Here is a 15,744-nt window from a genome sequence, read left to right as displayed (position 1 = left end):
TCTCCAGATGCCGATCGCCCCCCACCCGGACAGAAATACGGCCATATCGCCCTCCGGTCGGGACTCGATCCCCCGGATCCGGGGGCAGATCGGGCGTATCCGGAGTGCCCGGCAGAATGGCGTTTCTTCAGGAAATACCGGAAAATCCGTGGATTCTACAGGCCATTTCAGGGCTCTTATGAGCGTGAGAGATATCAAACCATTCTGACCTGTCGGGGCGCCGGTATATAGGCCGGAGAATTCGCAGGAAATCGTCGCGATTCTGGCGGCCCCCGGCATTTGTGAGAGGCAGCGGGGTCTCTCTCTGTCGGGTGCCTGTGTTTGTTGAAGATGGCCTGTTTTGGAAGAAGATGTACGAGGTGTTTGATCGAGAGAAAGATATCGGAGAAACCAGTACGAGACAGCCATTTAAGTCCTTAAAAGGAGATTCAACGAGGATATAGAGGTGCTGAATCTTCATATTTAGGCCAGGGGGATCCAGATTGAACCCATCACACACCATCACGAAGGCGGTTCATAAGAGAACCAAAACGTCACATGGCCGAAAAATGCCGCTCTTTTCCGGTCGGCAGAAAGTATTGAGAGGTGTTCGCCCCCTCATCCTCCGGCCATCCTGCGGATCTCTTCGAGGTTGGGCCGGATCTCCTCTGCCCGTCTCTCCAAACCGCATGATGTGGCGGTCCTGTACGCCTCCTCGATGAGTGGCAGGGCTTTTTCGGGGTCTTCCCTGTCGAATGCCAGTAGAATGGCCTGGTTCGAGAGCGCAAACAAAAGTCCTTCGGTAGCGCCGACCTCTCGACAGATCCGTTCCTGTTCCCGGTAGAGTTCCATGGCGCCGTCGAGGTCACCCCGCTGATAGATGATGTTCCCCTGGTTTCCGAGGCATGTCTGCAGGGAGTCTTTCAACCCGAGTTCCCGGCAGATGCGTTCCTCATCTTTGTGGAGTTCCATGGCGCCATCGAGGTCACCCCGATCAGAGAGGAGATTTCCCTGGTTTCCAAGGCATGTTTGTAGGCTGTCCTTCAGGCCGAGTTCCCTGCAGATCCGCTCTTGTTCCTTATAGAGTTCCATGGCGCCGTCAAGGTCGCCCCGATCAGAGAGGATATTCGCCTGGTTTCCAAGGCATGTTTGTAGGCTGTCTTTCAGCCCCAGCTCCCGGCAGATGCGTTCCTCCTCTTTGTGGAGTTCCATGGCGCCGTCAAGGTCACCCCGATCAGAGAGGATGATCCCCTGGTTTCCGAGGCATCCCTGCAGGTAGTCTTTCAGCCCCAGTTCCCGGCAGATGAGTTCCTGTTCTCTGTAGAACTCCATGGCGCCGTCAGGGTCACCCCGATCAGAGAGAATGATCCCCTGGGATCCAAGGGCTACCTGCAAGCTATCCCTTAGCCCGAGTTCCCGACAGATCCGCTCCTTTTCCTTGTAAAGCTCCATGGCGCCGTCAGGGTCACCACGAGCAGAGAGAATGTTCCCCTGGTTTCCGAGGGATCTCTGTAATTCGTCCTTCAACCCGTTTTTCCGGCAGATCCGTTCCTGTTCCTTGTAGAGTACCATGGCGCCGTCAAGGTCACCACGAGTAGAGAGTATGGCACCCTGGTTCCCCACAGATCTCTGTAGCCTCTCCATCATCCCACGTTCGCAGCAGATCTGTTCTTCCTCCCTGAGAAGGCCCATAGCATCGTCCAATTCGCCCCTATCATAAAGAATTAATCCCCGATTTGCGAGGGATCTCTGTAGGTCAGTCTTCAACCCGAGTTCCCGGCAGATCTCTTCCTCTTCACGGTGAAGGTCCATGGCGCCGTCAAGGTCACCACGAGCCCGCAAGATAAGTGCTTGATTCCCAAGGGATGCCTGCAAAGAATCCTTTAGCCCGATTTCCCGGCAGATCTGCTCCTGTTCCTTGTAGAGATCCAGAGCGTTGTCAAGATCTCCCCGATCTAGAAATATATTCGCCTGGTTCCAGAGAGCTTCCTGCAGGCCGTCCATCACCCCTAGTTCTCGGCAGATCTGCTCCTGTTCCCGGTAGAGTTCCATGGCGCCGTCAAGGTCATCCCGCAGATAGAGAATAGTCCCTCTCTTCTCAAGACATTTCCGCAGATTATCCTTCAGCCCGAGTTCCCGGCAGATCTGCTCCTGTTCCCGGTAGAGTTCCATGGCGCCGTCAAGGTCATCCCGCAGATAGAGGATAGTCCCTCTCTTCTCAAGACATTTCCGCAGATTATCCTTCAGCCCAAGTTCCCGGCAGATCTGCCCCTGTTCCCGGTAGAGTTCCATGGCGCCGTCGAGGTCACCCTGTGTTTGGAGGATAAGCCCCTGGTTTCCAAGAGATCTCTGCAAACCGTCCTTCAGCCCGAGTTCCCGGCAGATCTCTTCCTGTTCCTTGAAGAGTTTCATGGCACTGCTGATGTCATCTCGAAGATAGCAGACTCCCGCCTGGTTCCCAAGAGATCTCTGCAGGCCGTCCATCAGCCCGAGTTCCCGGCACATTTCTTCTTGTATCTTGAGGAGTTCCATGGCGCCGTCAAGGTCACCCCACTTCAGGTACACAGTCCCCTGACTCCCGAGTGCTGCTGCCAGGCCCTCTCTGTCCCCACTCTCCCTGCAGATCCGCTCCTGTTCCTTGAAGAGTGTTAATGCCTCATCGAGATCGCCTGCCTCAAAGAGTGCAACGCCTCGGGTCCGGATCTCATGCCAGTCTGCATCCTCAGTTGACGCACCGACCCCCTGATCTGTGCCGACGCAGCCAGCGCCACCACTCATGACGATGACAATGAAGAGGATCGTTCCTATGGTCAGGAGCCCTGCGCCCCTTTTCCCGGCTACCATGTCCTCCCCTCCCTTATGGATCTCAGAATGCGTCTCTCTGGTTTGACCCGTTTTCTCATCGGACTCTCAACGTGTGCCTTCTTCATTCTCCCTCGCTCGGCGAAGTTGTCCACACGTCGAGAGAGAGATCGTGATTTTTCGGCATGTAGGCGTCAAGTCGATGACCGATACGGATGATCTGCGGCATGGGGGTACTCCGTATTACTCACATATTTTTTAAAGTCCATATTAATGAATCGAAATAAAATGGAGACGGTATCCAGTGGGGAACTTTGCTTTCGGGTGATTTCTTTAGAAGAGCATCTCGAGAGAAACGATCTCATCGAATTCTCTCTCTCCAGGAATGTACTTATGACGAAGGACGTCGGTGAAAAGAGGTGCCGAATGGCCCATACGTGACGGAGGACGCGGTCTCTCCTCAGGTGTCGCGAAGACCAGTGGCAGGTTCCTGTACCGGGTGAACGACAGAGGCGATACGGCACTTGCGACGATTGATCGATCAAAGCAGGAAAAAATGAACCTCTGGATAAGATAAGTCCAGACTTTCACTTATTCAAATTTTGAGAATGATTCCTGAATATTCTTCTCAATTGTAGATTTGGTTTTTTTCCAGATCGTTCCCCTCGATCTCAACCATCAAACACGCCTGGTTCCAACGGGCGTCCTCCAATCCTTTAGAGTTACCGATCTCACTGCAGACCTGTTCCTGTTCTTGGAAAAGAGCCATTGCCTTATCGATGTCCCCCATCTTGTAGTAGACCTTCCCCTGGTTGCCAAGCGATGCCTGAAGGCCGAACCGGTCCCCGATCTTTCTGCAGATCTGTTCCTGCTCGCGATACAGATCCAGAGCGCTGTCAAAGTCGTCCTTCAGAGCGAGAATCTTTGCCTGGTTCCCGAAGGTGTGCGCCAGACCCTGCTCGTCCCCCATCTCCCTGTAGATGAGTTCTTCTTCTTTGTGAAGCGCCATCGCCCCGTCGGGATCACCCTGCGAGAGGATGAGGATTGCCTGGTTGCCGAGCGATGCCGCAAGGCCTGCTCTGTACCCTGTCTCCCGGGAGATCTGCTCCTGCTCCCTGTAAAGATCAAGTGCGCCGTCAAGATCTCCTTTATCTGAAAGGACGTCCCCCTGGTTCCCGAGAGAGTCCGAGACCTTGTTCATATCTCCGTTCTCTCTGCAGAGTTTTTCCTGTTCTTTGTAGAGTTCCATGGCCCTGTCGAGGTCGCCCTGGGCTTTGAAGATGTTTGCCTGGTTCCCGAGAGAAGTTGCAAGGTTTTGTTCGTCCCCCGTTTCCCGGTATATCTGCTCCTGTTCTCTGTAGAGCGCCAGGGCATCGTCAAGGTCGTCCCGTTCTGCAAGGATGACACCCTGGTTTCCAAGGGATGCTGCAAGATCATTCTTCGATCCGATCTCTCTGCAGATCTGCTCCTGTTCTTTGTAGAGGGCGAGCGCACCGTCATAGTCGCCTCTATTTTTGAGGATGTTGCCCTCTATCCCGAGAACCTGCATCAGACCGAATGCATCCCCGATCTCCCTGCAGATCTGCTTCTGCTCATTATAGAGGGCGAGCGCACCATCGAGATCGCCCCGGCTCTTCAAGATCATCCCCTGGTTGCCAAGGGAATATGCGATGTACTTTTTGTTCCCGATTTCCCTGCTGATCTGTTCTTGTTCTTTGTAGAGCGCCATGGCCGCGTCAAGATCGCTCCGTTCTGTGAGGAGGTTCCCCTGGCTGCCGAGTGCGGCCGCGAGAGTCTCATTATATCCATTCTCTCTGCTGATCCGTTCCTGCTCGTTGTAGAGCGCCAGGGCACCGTCAAGATCGCCTTTGGAGTGGATAACAGTACCCTGGTTGCCGAGTGCGGCTGCTATCCCTTCCTTGTCGCCACTCTCCCTGCAGACCCGCTCCTGTTCCTTGAAGAGCGCGAGTGCGCCGTCAAAGTCGCCTGCTTGATAGAGTTCGACGCCGCGGTCGCGAATCTCCTGCCAGTCGCTGTCTTCGGTTGCCGCACCGACGCATCCGGCACCACCGGTCATGACGATGACGGCAAAGAGGATCATTCCTATGGTCGGGAGTCTTTCGCCTCTTTTCCCGGCTACCATGTACGCCCCTCCATCACGGGCACCAGAGTGTGCCTCTCCGGTTCGATCCGTTTTCCCATTGGACTTTCAGCGTGTGCCTCCCTCATGCTCCCTCGTCCTGAGGAATCATTCGCACGACGGCTGAGATGATCATGGATCCGCGGCACTATACCGGCGAACCTGGTACTGCTATGGATGGTCTGTAGCATGGTGATGCTCCGATATGATTCACATATTTTTTAAAGTCCATATTAATGAATCGAAACAAAATTGGAGATGATATGGGCGGAAAGATCCCCCCATGTGTAGAATACAGATTTCAGTTTGTTTTTGCCTGAAAATTGTACTTCGGGTCGATAAGGGAGATCAGATCCCTGGAAGAATTACAGATCAACATAATTGAGATCTGAATCGTACGTGAGGCACAGAAAAAATTGTATCTATTTCTTCAATCCTGAAGGCGGCATCCTGTCCGCCCGCCCCCCTCCGTCACATCTGAGAGGATGGCCGGGTGGAGTCCAGAGCCGACTTCACGCTCCGGCCAGAGCCCGGATCTCCTCACACTTGATCTGGATCATCTCTGCTTCTGTGTCCATCCCGCATGACGATGCGATCCTGTACGCCTCTTCGATGAGCGGCAGGGCATTGCCCGGATCCCCCCGCTCGTATGCCATCAGGTATGCCTGGTTCCAGAGCGAGTACATCAGGCCTTCCTGATATCCGAGATCCTTGCAGAGTCGCTCATGCTTTTTGAACTCGATCATGGCACCCTCGGGATCGCCGGTGTTGAGGAGGACGACTCCCTGGTTTCCAACAGCATCAGCTTCCCCCTGCGGATCCCCTATATTCCTGCAGATCTGCTCCTGCTCTTTGAAGAGCGGCAATGCACCGTTTTCACCACTATAAAGGAGAATGAGACCCTGGATCCCAAGAGATCTGGCGCGGCCTCTGGCATCCTGAATCTCCCTGCAGATCTTTTCCTGTTCGGTACAGAGCGCCCTGGCCCCGTCATAATCCTCCTTCTTCCAGAGTATGAATGCCTGGTTTCCAAGCGATTTCGCGAGTTCTTCTCGGTCTCCGATCTCCCTGGAGATCTTTTCCTGCTCCTTGCAGAGTGCCAGTGCGTCGTCGTCGTTGCCCCGGGTACATTCTATGAGGCTTTGCGTTCCGAGAGACGCTGCAAGGCCCGCTTTATCTCCGCTGTTCCTGCAGATCTCCTCCGCTTCTGTGCAGAGCGCCATGGCCCCGTTGCGATCGCCTTTCATGAGGAGGATCTGCGCCTGGTTGTCGAGCGATTGCGCGAGGCATTTCTGGTCTCCGCTTTCTCTGGAATACCGTTCCTGTGTCTGGAAAAGTTCCATGGCGCCATCGGGATTGCTCCGGGCCATCAGGATCGATCCCTGGTTGCCGAGGGATTTTGCCAGGCCTGCTTTATCGACAGTCTCCCTGCAGACCCGCTCCTGCCCTTTATAGAGTGCCATCGCCCCGTCGAGGTCGCCCATCCTGGCGAGCGTGAGTCCCTGGTTTCCAAGTGAGTCTGCAATACCTTTGTTGTCCCCGATCTTTCTGCAGATCTGCTCCTGCTCTTTGAAGAGTGCCAGTGCGTCGTCAAGATCCCCCTGAGCGAAGAGATCAAGACCGCGATCCCGCACCTCCTCCCAGTCGGTCGTACCTGCCTGGGCGATCGCGTCGGCATTCGTTCCGGCGGTGACGGTTGAGCCACCGCTATCAGGAGGATTCGTATTGGTGTCTCCCGAGAATATGGCAAGGCCAACGACCCCGGCGAGGAGGACGATCGCCACGAGGGCAAGAGCATAATATGTCTTTACCGGCCTTTGACCCGTGAGGCCGGTACTTCCTGCGGGCTCCCTCCTGAGACCGGAGTAGTTTTTCCCTGCCCGTCTCCCTGCTTCCTCCTCCGGCAGGCTCTGAGGCGCCTCCCCTATGCCCAGGGTATTGGCAAGATGGTCTGCAAGTTTGTGAATATGATCCTCGACCGGGGGTGTCAGAGCATCGATCCAGTGGATCCTGCTGATATGATAGTCCATCTCGGGGGTGGGCACGGCGTCTTCGATGCGGAACGGAATGACGACGACGTGCCTCTTTGATGCCTGCTCGAGCTCCCGCATCACATGCTCCGAGTTGCAGGCATTCGAGGAGAAGATGAGGACCATCGCCTTTGCGTCGCCGATGGCCTCCACGAGAGCCCGGGCATAGGGCGTCCCCGGCGGCACGTCCCGCGGTGCGATCCAGCACCGTATCTTCCGCTCTTCGAGAAGGTGACAGACCGCATCTGCCACCGCTTTGTCAATGCTTGAATAACTGATGAAGACGTCGTGGGGCATCGGGGATCACCGTTCTGGATTTTACGGTGGGGAATATATGAATATAAGCGTGTTCTTTTTCTTCGAGGGACGATTGTTGTCTGGTGTTTGGAAATTGGGGTAAAAAACAGACCTGAGGTCCGAGTGCCATTTTATCGGCGTGAAGTTCCGGCATTCACGGTGAAAGATCTGGGAACCTGTCGTTCACCCGGAACCTAGTGACTTCAGAACTCATAGTGAGATGATCATCGTTTGGCGCAGGGATCGCTCTGGTGGCGAGGGAGGCGAAGTGGATCAATGAGGGAGATCCACCTCTTCCCTCATCAGGTTTAGAAAAACCTCTATAGTCCTCCCCAGAAGGCTTGCTGTGAGATCTCTCGGTTTTTTGGGCAAGCGAGTTTCGGGATCGATTGCAAGTACCAGGTCATTACACTCTATGGCGTCCACATACTATTTACATGAAATATTTTTTCTTCAGAGCACCGTTCTTCTCCACTATTCTCCATCATTGTCAAATCATCCCTTCAGACAGATTTATGACCAAAATTACTGATTTTATATATATAATCACAGGAATTATTCGAAAGATTCATTTTGTACTTTGTGGTCGATGACCCTCGCTTTCTCCATCAGTTCGTATGGGATTTCGGTCACCCCTTCTTCAAGACAGCACCTGATCTGATCGGTCAACTCCCGTGTTCCCTCCCTGACATCTCCCCGAACATAATTGCTTAGATCGGTTGCATACCTGTACGCCCCGCCCGTCTCTCCGATCATCAGATTGATCAGCATCAGTTCGCTGCAGTACTGGGCCGAACGACCGACGTCATCTCTGTCGATACTCAACTTCAGCGACTCGGCATAGTTCATATTCAGGTAGCCCGCAAGGTCGCGCTGGAGGTTGAAGATCGATTGATAGCGGCGGTTGGGATCCTTGTGTAGACATCTGAGAATGATCAGCTCGAGGCCTGCTGTCTCTGGGTTGACCTGGACGGGCGGGACCGGTTCAGAGGTTGTGATCTTCATCCCGGTCTCTACCATGGTCTTCCCCGTGAAGGGAGGGTCACCGCAGACCAGTTCGTACAGGATGACCCCAAGTTGCCAGATTTCAGTTCGGGTGTCCATTTTCTTCTCCCCAATCTGTTCAGGTGAAGTATACTCAAGAGTGAACACGTCCATAACCCGACTCAGGCCCCAGTCGGCCACCTTCGGGACGCCGTTTTTTAGCATGATGTTCTGGGGTTTGAGATCTTGGTGGAGGATGAACTGAGCATGGGCGTATTTGAGCCCTTCACAGACGTTGAAAAGGATCCAGGCGGCCTCATCGCATACCATAGGTCGGTCCACATCGTTGAGGGAAGAGTCGCAAAGTTCCATTTCAAAGTAGGGTACCGGCAGGATATTGTAATCATAGACTTTAACGATGTTTTCATGGTCCAGCGAGATCCACTTCTGGATTTCGTTCAGGAAGGCCGGGGCCGTGCTTTCGTCAAGGGAGATGGGGATCTTGACAGCCACATCCAAGTCGTTCTTTTTTCTCGCCCTGTAAACCCGTGCAAACCCACCCTTCCCGATGTAGGTCCAGTTATGGTAGCGGTTGGCGATTTCGGAGACCAAAGGCTCCCCTTCACTCGGAGGTCGGGGCATCGTGCCCATGCCTGGCAAGCCGTCGATCACCTCAATCCAGAACTCTTGCTGGTGATCGTATTTTTTCCCGTTTTCGTCGGTGCAGTTTAGTGATATCTCTAAAGGGATCTCCCCTTTCGTCCTGGGCCTGACGCCGAACTCCAGAGTTGCCGTCGTCCCGGCCCGCACTGTCACTGGTTTGATCCATTTGGTATCGAAATCCTCGGAGAAGATGACATACGTCTCGAACGCGTGGGCGTCGCCGGAGTTGGTGATCTTCAATTGCGCTCGAGTCCATTCGCCAGCGTTCAGGCGGGTCCGCTCGAATTGGACAGTGAGTTCAGGGCGATCACATACCTCAACTGCTCCCATATGTTGTTTTTGCTTACGGTACGTTTCTCCCTTTTTAAGCCACTCATCGGCGTTCCTGCCGGGGGGTGTCGTCTCCCTCTTAGGCGATGCTTCCACGGCGATGAGATGTTGTTGGATCTCCTTCGCAAGGCGGCTGACGTGTTCCTCAAAGGGCGGCGAGATCGCATCCATCCAGTGGACTGAGGTGAGGAGAAGTTTCACACCCTTGCTTGGCATCACGTCCTCGATCCTGACCGGGAAGATCTTCTTGTCGAGGGTAATCGCTTCGGTCAGTTCGTTCAGGGTGAATTTCGAACCATTGGAACTTGCCGATATAAGATAGACCACGGAGGTGCAGTCATGGATCGCGTCCATGATGTCTTCAGCCCAGTGACCACCGGTATCAGCGTCTCGCTTGGCGTACCAGCACCGGATCTTCTGCTCTTCGAGGATGTGACAGATCGCCTCGACTGCCTTGATGTCAACTGTCGAATAACTGATGAAGACGTCGTGGGGCATCAGGGATCACCGTTCAGGATAGTATGGATGAGAATATATGGAAAGTGCAGATATAAGTGTGCCTTTTTTTCTCCGACGAGATAATGCCGACTGGAAACCTGGAAACATTTGACGTCCAGAATACTGCTCTGAAACCCGTCGAATGAATACCTCTCTGCCATCGCGACAAAGATCGGGGAACCTGTCGCTCACCAGGATCCCGTGATCGCATCAACAGGTATCGCCGGGACGAACGACGGCCGGACTGATGAACCCATGGACGGGCATCTCATCCGTCATGCCGCCCCTCTTAATACCACTCGGCCTCGATCACGAGGCGCAGCCATTCGCGGTGTTCGGCTTCGAGGAAATTCTCGCACTGCCAGAGGATTTGCAAGATCGCTTTCCCATCGATTACGTCTTTCCCTAACTCGTCGCTCAGGTTCCGATCATACTGAAGGAGCGCCCCGTATTTGGCGCGGTAAAGCGCAGCACTCCGGCCGAACTGATGGGCCGTGCGATAGGTGCGGAGCCCTGCCGCCAGCACGGGAAACGCGATCGCCAGGAAGATCATCACGATGCTGAGCGTGTGCATCGCATGGCTCGAAACAAGGAAGAGATCGATGATGAAGTGGCAAAAGACCGCTACAATGCCAAGGAAGAAGAAGATCTCGGGCACCTTCTCGGTGTACCTATTGATCTTCTCGTTCCGTTCGGCACGCTTTTTGAAGTAGCCGTTCGCCTGATAGTAAAGGCGTTTTTTCCGGTAATAGTCCACCAGGTTTCGGAGGGCACTATCGTCACATCCACACCCGGTGAGACCGGAGGGAAAGAGGCGGACCTCTTCCTCGGTGGCCCACCGGTGGACCGACTCCCTGTCCAGATTGTGGAGTGCATCGCTCTCCGTATTCACGAAGGTCTTCCAGGCCTCCAGAGAACCCGACGACGAATCGCCCCAGAGAGAGGGGGGGATCAAGGCGCGGAATTTCAGGAACCGGTACCGCTCCGCCTGGTGTCTCTTTAAAAGCCAGCTCTTCTGGTGGGCCCCCCACAGACCTGCAACCACGGCGAAGAAGGTGAGAAGGGTCAGGACGATCTCGATCGAGAGCGGCAGATGTACCGCCTCCCCCATATCCAGAGAGAGAAACGAGAGCTGAATCGCCGCAAGCAGGACCGCGGCGGTGCCGGCGATCGCCGCGACGGCGGTCAGCCTATTGTGGGTCTCCTGGTTCGTGATCGCCTCTTTGTCCGCTGTGTTGTACGGCTCCCACAGATGCACCTGAAGATATGCAAGAGCGCTTCCCAGAGGCTCGGGACGTGCCTCCTCTTTGGGGTCGTCCCGCATGTCGGAATCTGGAGAAAGGTCCACCGTCTCGACACTATTCATCTATTTCACCCTGAAAAAGAGGATAAACACATTTCAACCTTGAATGATCACGATTTTTTCTTTTCAATCGTATAACCAAGGGAGATTATCATTTTCAATGTTTCTATTGCTGTTCTGCGGTCGTAGTCCTTCTCGGTCTCAGGAAGATCGTTGTAGGGCACCAGGTCGGGCCTTACTCTCTTTTCCAGGTCCATCTGAGGGCCATAGTGCCATCCCTCTGCCATACGCCCTCTGGCCCAGGTGTCATGGACATGCCGCGCCAGCAGTTCCACCAGCTCGTCGACCTCCTCGGGGAGCTCGATGCCCGCAGTGTCGATAGGTTCAGGGGTGTAGGTCATCGGTGTTCTCTCCGAGGATCATCCCTGATCCATCCGGGTCTTCCTCGTCATGACGTCCAGATACTCCCCTGCCTCGATCCACTTCATCAGTTCGGCGGCCCGGACCACCGTCCAGGGGTGGGTCATCTCGAACGCGGGGTTGTACATCACATACATTTTGATGAACCTGTTCATCGTCTGGTAGTCGTATGCATCAAAGTCCCGCGCCTGTTTGATGAAGTCACGCGGGTTGACCTGATCCATGTACTTCAACGGCACGCCCGCGATCTTCATGCTGGCGCCCGCGGCGACATTGATGTCCTGGCATGCCAGGAGCCCGGCCCGGTCGGCGGTGAACTCGGTCATCCGGGACCAGTGGAGGAGGGCGACCTTGAGGCCGGTCATGACGACGTCGCCAAGGCCGAAGGTTATCTCGCTGATGACCCCGCCCATCACCTGCAGAATGTCGGCTGTCTGTTTGTACAGCAGGTGGCGGCTCTTGATGTGTCCCATCTCGTGACCGATGATATAGAGGAGTTCGTCGTCGGTGAGGGCGTCGACCGTCTGGGTGTTGAGGATGATGACGGGCTTTTCTATGCCGGCGGTGCAGGCGTTGATCCACGGGTTCTGCTGGATGTAGAGGTCGATCTCATAGTTGACGTTGAGGATCTCTCTGGCCTCGGAGAAGAGTTCGTGGATGTGGGGGAAATTCTGCGGCGTGACCCGGACGCCATTGCCGGTGTACAGCACCCGGAGTGCGTTCTCCCCGACATGCTCCCAGAGTTTGGTGATGAAGGTGTTCAGGCCGGGAGTCGCCTCCAATGCCCTGAGAGCCTGGTGGTCGAAGGGATGTTCGTATTCGTCGTCGTGCAGGCCTGCAATGATCTCTCTGGGCATGGCATAGAGATGGGCATTGATTGTTTTAAATATAGCAGATTCGTATTTGGAGTACTTTTATACCCGGGATAAGGGATCCCTTTCACCCTGCCCGTCGATCCGGTTTCCTCGTGGCCGTCGGTCGGCCGGGTGCGTGCCGGGTACTTTTGGAGGGGGAGATTTTCCCCCTTGCCCATGCTGTGCGGGCTCGATCTCGGGAACTGATCCCCGTACTCTGTCGGCATCGATGAATCCATGAATGGGTCGGCTTGGGTTAAATGCAACATCGAAAATAGTCGGATCCATATAGATATCGTTAATATGTCCCGAGAGGATGTTTCCCATATCCAGAAGGGGCTGTCATGCGGATCTTCATCAGTTACGGACGGAACGACGCGCTTGAGTTGGCACAGAAAATTGCTTCCTGGCTTCGTGACCAGGGCCACGAGCCCTGGCTTGACGTCGAAAACGGGATCCCTCCCAGCAAACCATTTGACGTCAGGATCGAGGTGGGTATCAGAGAGAGCACCATGGTCCTCGCGCTCCTCTCCCCCTGGAGTGTCCGTCCGGAGGGTTTCTGCCGGAATGAAATCCTCTATGCTCAGGCACACAATATCGACATCCTCCCGGTCCGGATTGCCGACGTCACCCCGCCGATCCAGATCATTTCCTTAAATTATCTGGATGTGAGCGCGGATCCCGGGAAGGTGTTCGAGCTCCTCCCCTCCGCACTCGATCAGATTGCCCGTAACGCCTTCCCCTGGCAGACCACATCGACCGTCGGCAGCACCGAAAAGTGGTGGGAGAAGATTCGCACCCTCACCTTTCAGGAAGAGCTGAAACGCTATGGTGGTGAATTTACCGGGAGGGAGTGGCTCTTCGATCAGTTGAATGACTGGGCGTCCGCTCCGGAATCGCGTCTCCTCCTCCTCACTGGCGAAACCGGGATCGGAAAGAGCGCCCTTGCCGCCCAGACGACCGCCCGGATGGACGTGAAAGGGATCCACTTCTGTTCCCGGTCGAACCCAGAGTCCTGCCAGCCCGCGTCCCTGATCTCAGAGATCGTCTTCCAGTTTGCCCACCAGTTCCCTCCCTACCGCGAGATACTGGACCAGATCTCTCCGCCCCATGCTTCGACACCTCCCGAGGCGCTATTCAGAACTCTTGTGACCGACCGACTCCTGGCCTGCGAAGATCGGCTCGGTGTCGAAGGGCCGTGGATTATGGTCGTCGACGGCCTCGACGAGGCCGGCGCCGGGTCTGCGATGGTCGACTTTCTCATCGAATCGGTGGAACGGTTCCCGCCCTGGTTCAGGGTGATCGCCACGGCACGGCCCGACCGCGAACTCCTTGCCCGGTTCCGGGGGAGCGGGATGAGGGTGCTGAACCTCGCTGCCTCTTCGGACGACAACCTCGGGGATCTTGCAAAATATATCGGAAAACGGGTGGATTCCGGGCCATTGAATGCCCTCCCTGGCATCAGAAAACAGATCGAGGATCTGGCCGCCGGGAACTTCCTCTATGCCAGAACGGTCCTGGACGCGCTGACCGATGCCGATCCCCTCTACCGCCTCGCACCCGAAGACCTGGGTACGCTCCCGCCCACCCTCGGCGGGCTGTACGATCGGATGTTCAGAAAACGGTTCTCCGATCTGGATACCTACGAGAACGAAGTCGCCCCGCTGGCGGCGTGCCTTGCCGCCACACGAGGCCCGATACCGGAGGCCTTCCTGATCGCCGCTTCCGGCCTCGATCCGATGACCGCAGCCAGGGGGTTGCGCATCCTCTCACAATTCCTGACCCATTCCGATGCAGGGCTCCGCTTCTTCCACCAGAGTCTCGTCCAGTGGCTGACGGACGACCCGGTGGGAAACCCGTTCTCGGTATTTATGGAGGAAGGAAACCGGATGCTGGCGGAGGCGTGCCTGCAGGAACTGCGTTCGGGAAGAGAGGAGTTGTTGGATTATGTTCTGTTCACCGCACCTTTTTACCTCATGGACCTTGGGCGCTTCGCCGACCTGGAGGAGGTTCTCCGCGACTCCCGCTATATCACACAGTTCTGGGAGATAGATAGCGAAAAAATGCTGGCCCTCTGGGCGCTGGTTGAGCGAACAACTCCGCTGCGAATCACGACGGTGTATAAACCGATGGTCGAGTCGCCGTCTCGATACGATCTTTCAGTTTTGAGTAACGTCGCGATAATGTTCTATTCTGCCGGTCATTTCAACGAATCAGCTGAATTATGGGGTCATATTGGCGAGTGCTACCAAAAAAATAATGATCTCAAGGGCCTGCAGGTCTCCCTCGGAAAACAGGGGAATATCCTTCTAACTCGGGGTGAGTTAGACGGTGCCATGGAGTTCTATCGGGAACAGGAGCGGATCTGCCGGGAACTCGGGCTGAAGGCTGACCTGCAGACATCTCTCGGGAACGAGGGGATCATCCTCAAAGAACTGGGCGACCTTGACGGCGCCATGGAACTCTACAAGGAACAGGAGCGGATCTGCCGGGAACTCGGGCTGATAGACGGCCTGCAGAAATCCCTTGGAAACCAGGGGAACATACTCTCTGATCGGGGTGACCTCGACGACGCCATGGAACTCTACAAGGAACAGAAACGCATCTGTCAGGAACTCGGGCTGAAGGCCGACCTGCAGGCAGGCCTCGGAAACCAGGGGAACATCCTCAAGACTCGGGGTGACCTTGACGGCGCCATGAATCTCTACCGAGAACAGGAACGGATCTGCCGGGAACTCGGGCTGAAGACCAGTCTGCAGGCATCCCTCGGAAACCAGGGGATCATTATGTGGGCTCAGGATAACCTGGACGGTGCTATGAATCTCTACCGAGAACAGGAACGGATCTGCCGGGAACTCGGGCTGAAGACCAGTCTACAACGATCTCTCGGAAACCAGGGGATCATTATCTGGGCTCAGGGTAACCCGGACGGTGCTATGAATCTCTACCGAGAACAGGAACGGATCTGCCGGGAACTCGGGCTGAAGACCAGTCTACAACGATCCCTTGGGAACCAGGGAGTCATTCTCTGGGCTCAGGATAACCTGAACGGCGCCATGGAACTCCACAAGGAGGAGGAACGGATCTGCCGGGAACTCGGGCTGAAGGCTGATCTGCAACGATCTCTCGGGAACCAGGGGAATATCCTTCTAACTCGGGGTGAGTTGGACAGTTCCATAGAACTCTACAAGGAACAGCAACGGATCTGCCGAGAACTCGGGCTGAAGGATGGCCTCGCTATCTCCCTCGCAAAACAGGGATCTATTGAGGCCCAGAGAGGAGACTTCAACCAGGCACGAGCATTAGTCAAAGAAGCACACCAGATTGCCGTGCAGGATGGGTACGTAGCGCTTGCGAGACAAATCAAGGAGATCCTTGAACAATTGAACCAATGAAACACCACATTGAGAGCAGCCACCATGACGAGTGAAATAGACCCATATG

Annotated in this window: 8 protein-coding genes; 1 reads left to right on the top strand and 7 read right to left on the bottom strand. The window is 55.2% G+C overall.

Annotation, left to right across the window (positions count from 1 at the left end; all coding sequences use genetic code 11):
- Positions 1-597: 597 nt before the first annotated feature.
- The 7 genes from E2N92_RS00840 to E2N92_RS00810 all read right to left on the bottom strand — a co-directional run bounded on the left by E2N92_RS00840 (position 598) and on the right by E2N92_RS00810 (position 12,303).
- A complete protein-coding gene (locus tag E2N92_RS00840; RefSeq protein ID WP_220681817.1) occupies positions 598-2,823 on the bottom strand; it encodes a tetratricopeptide repeat protein in 2,226 nt (741 codons plus the stop codon).
- Between the two features lie 586 nt (positions 2,824-3,409).
- On the bottom strand, positions 3,410-4,924 hold the full coding sequence (locus E2N92_RS00835; RefSeq protein ID WP_220681816.1) for a tetratricopeptide repeat protein: 1,515 nt from the start codon (positions 4,922-4,924) through the stop codon (positions 3,410-3,412).
- A gap of 509 nt (positions 4,925-5,433) precedes the next feature.
- Positions 5,434-7,248 (bottom strand): toll/interleukin-1 receptor domain-containing protein, encoded by a 1,815-nt coding sequence (locus E2N92_RS00830; protein ID WP_220681815.1) that lies wholly within the window; start codon positions 7,246-7,248, stop codon positions 5,434-5,436.
- A 555-nt stretch (positions 7,249-7,803) separates the two neighbouring features.
- The gene (locus tag E2N92_RS00825; protein ID WP_220681814.1) at positions 7,804-9,723 is read right to left on the bottom strand and encodes a protein kinase domain-containing protein; all 1,920 of its coding nucleotides are present in this window, start codon (positions 9,721-9,723) and stop codon (positions 7,804-7,806) included.
- 289 nt (positions 9,724-10,012) lie between these two features.
- Positions 10,013-11,089 carry a hypothetical protein gene (locus tag E2N92_RS00820; RefSeq protein ID WP_220681813.1) on the bottom strand — a complete coding sequence of 359 codons (1,077 nt, stop codon included), beginning with the start codon at positions 11,087-11,089 and terminating at the stop codon, positions 10,013-10,015.
- 47 nt (positions 11,090-11,136) lie between these two features.
- Positions 11,137-11,427 (bottom strand): RyR domain-containing protein, encoded by a 291-nt coding sequence (locus E2N92_RS00815; protein ID WP_220681812.1) that lies wholly within the window; start codon positions 11,425-11,427, stop codon positions 11,137-11,139.
- 18 nt (positions 11,428-11,445) lie between these two features.
- Positions 11,446-12,303 (bottom strand): M48 family metallopeptidase, encoded by an 858-nt coding sequence (locus tag E2N92_RS00810; RefSeq protein ID WP_220681811.1) that lies wholly within the window; start codon positions 12,301-12,303, stop codon positions 11,446-11,448.
- 341 nt (positions 12,304-12,644) lie between these two features.
- Here E2N92_RS00810 and E2N92_RS00805 point away from each other — a divergent pair, with 341 nt between their 5' ends.
- Complete coding sequence (locus E2N92_RS00805; RefSeq protein ID WP_220681810.1) at positions 12,645-15,695, top strand: tetratricopeptide repeat protein; 3,051 nt, start codon at positions 12,645-12,647, stop codon at positions 15,693-15,695.
- The last annotated feature ends 49 nt before the right edge of the window (positions 15,696-15,744 follow it).

Origin of the sequence: Methanofollis formosanus, assembly GCF_019633745.1 — an archaeon.
GTDB classification, from domain to species: Archaea; Halobacteriota; Methanomicrobia; order Methanomicrobiales; family Methanofollaceae; genus Methanofollis; species Methanofollis formosanus.
This window is presented reverse-complemented; position numbering and strand designations above follow the sequence as displayed.

Coding starts and splice junctions, on each gene's coding strand:
- E2N92_RS00840 (WP_220681817.1), bottom strand. CDS start 2,823: ATGGTAGCCGGGAAAAGGGGCGCAGGGCTCCTGACCATAGGAACGATC.
- E2N92_RS00835 (WP_220681816.1), bottom strand. CDS start 4,924: ATGGTAGCCGGGAAAAGAGGCGAAAGACTCCCGACCATAGGAATGATC.
- E2N92_RS00830 (WP_220681815.1), bottom strand. CDS start 7,248: ATGCCCCACGACGTCTTCATCAGTTATTCAAGCATTGACAAAGCGGTG.
- E2N92_RS00825 (WP_220681814.1), bottom strand. CDS start 9,723: ATGCCCCACGACGTCTTCATCAGTTATTCGACAGTTGACATCAAGGCA.
- E2N92_RS00820 (WP_220681813.1), bottom strand. CDS start 11,089: ATGAATAGTGTCGAGACGGTGGACCTTTCTCCAGATTCCGACATGCGG.
- E2N92_RS00815 (WP_220681812.1), bottom strand. CDS start 11,427: ATGACCTACACCCCTGAACCTATCGACACTGCGGGCATCGAGCTCCCC.
- E2N92_RS00810 (WP_220681811.1), bottom strand. CDS start 12,303: ATGCCCAGAGAGATCATTGCAGGCCTGCACGACGACGAATACGAACAT.
- E2N92_RS00805 (WP_220681810.1), top strand. CDS start 12,645: ATGCGGATCTTCATCAGTTACGGACGGAACGACGCGCTTGAGTTGGCA.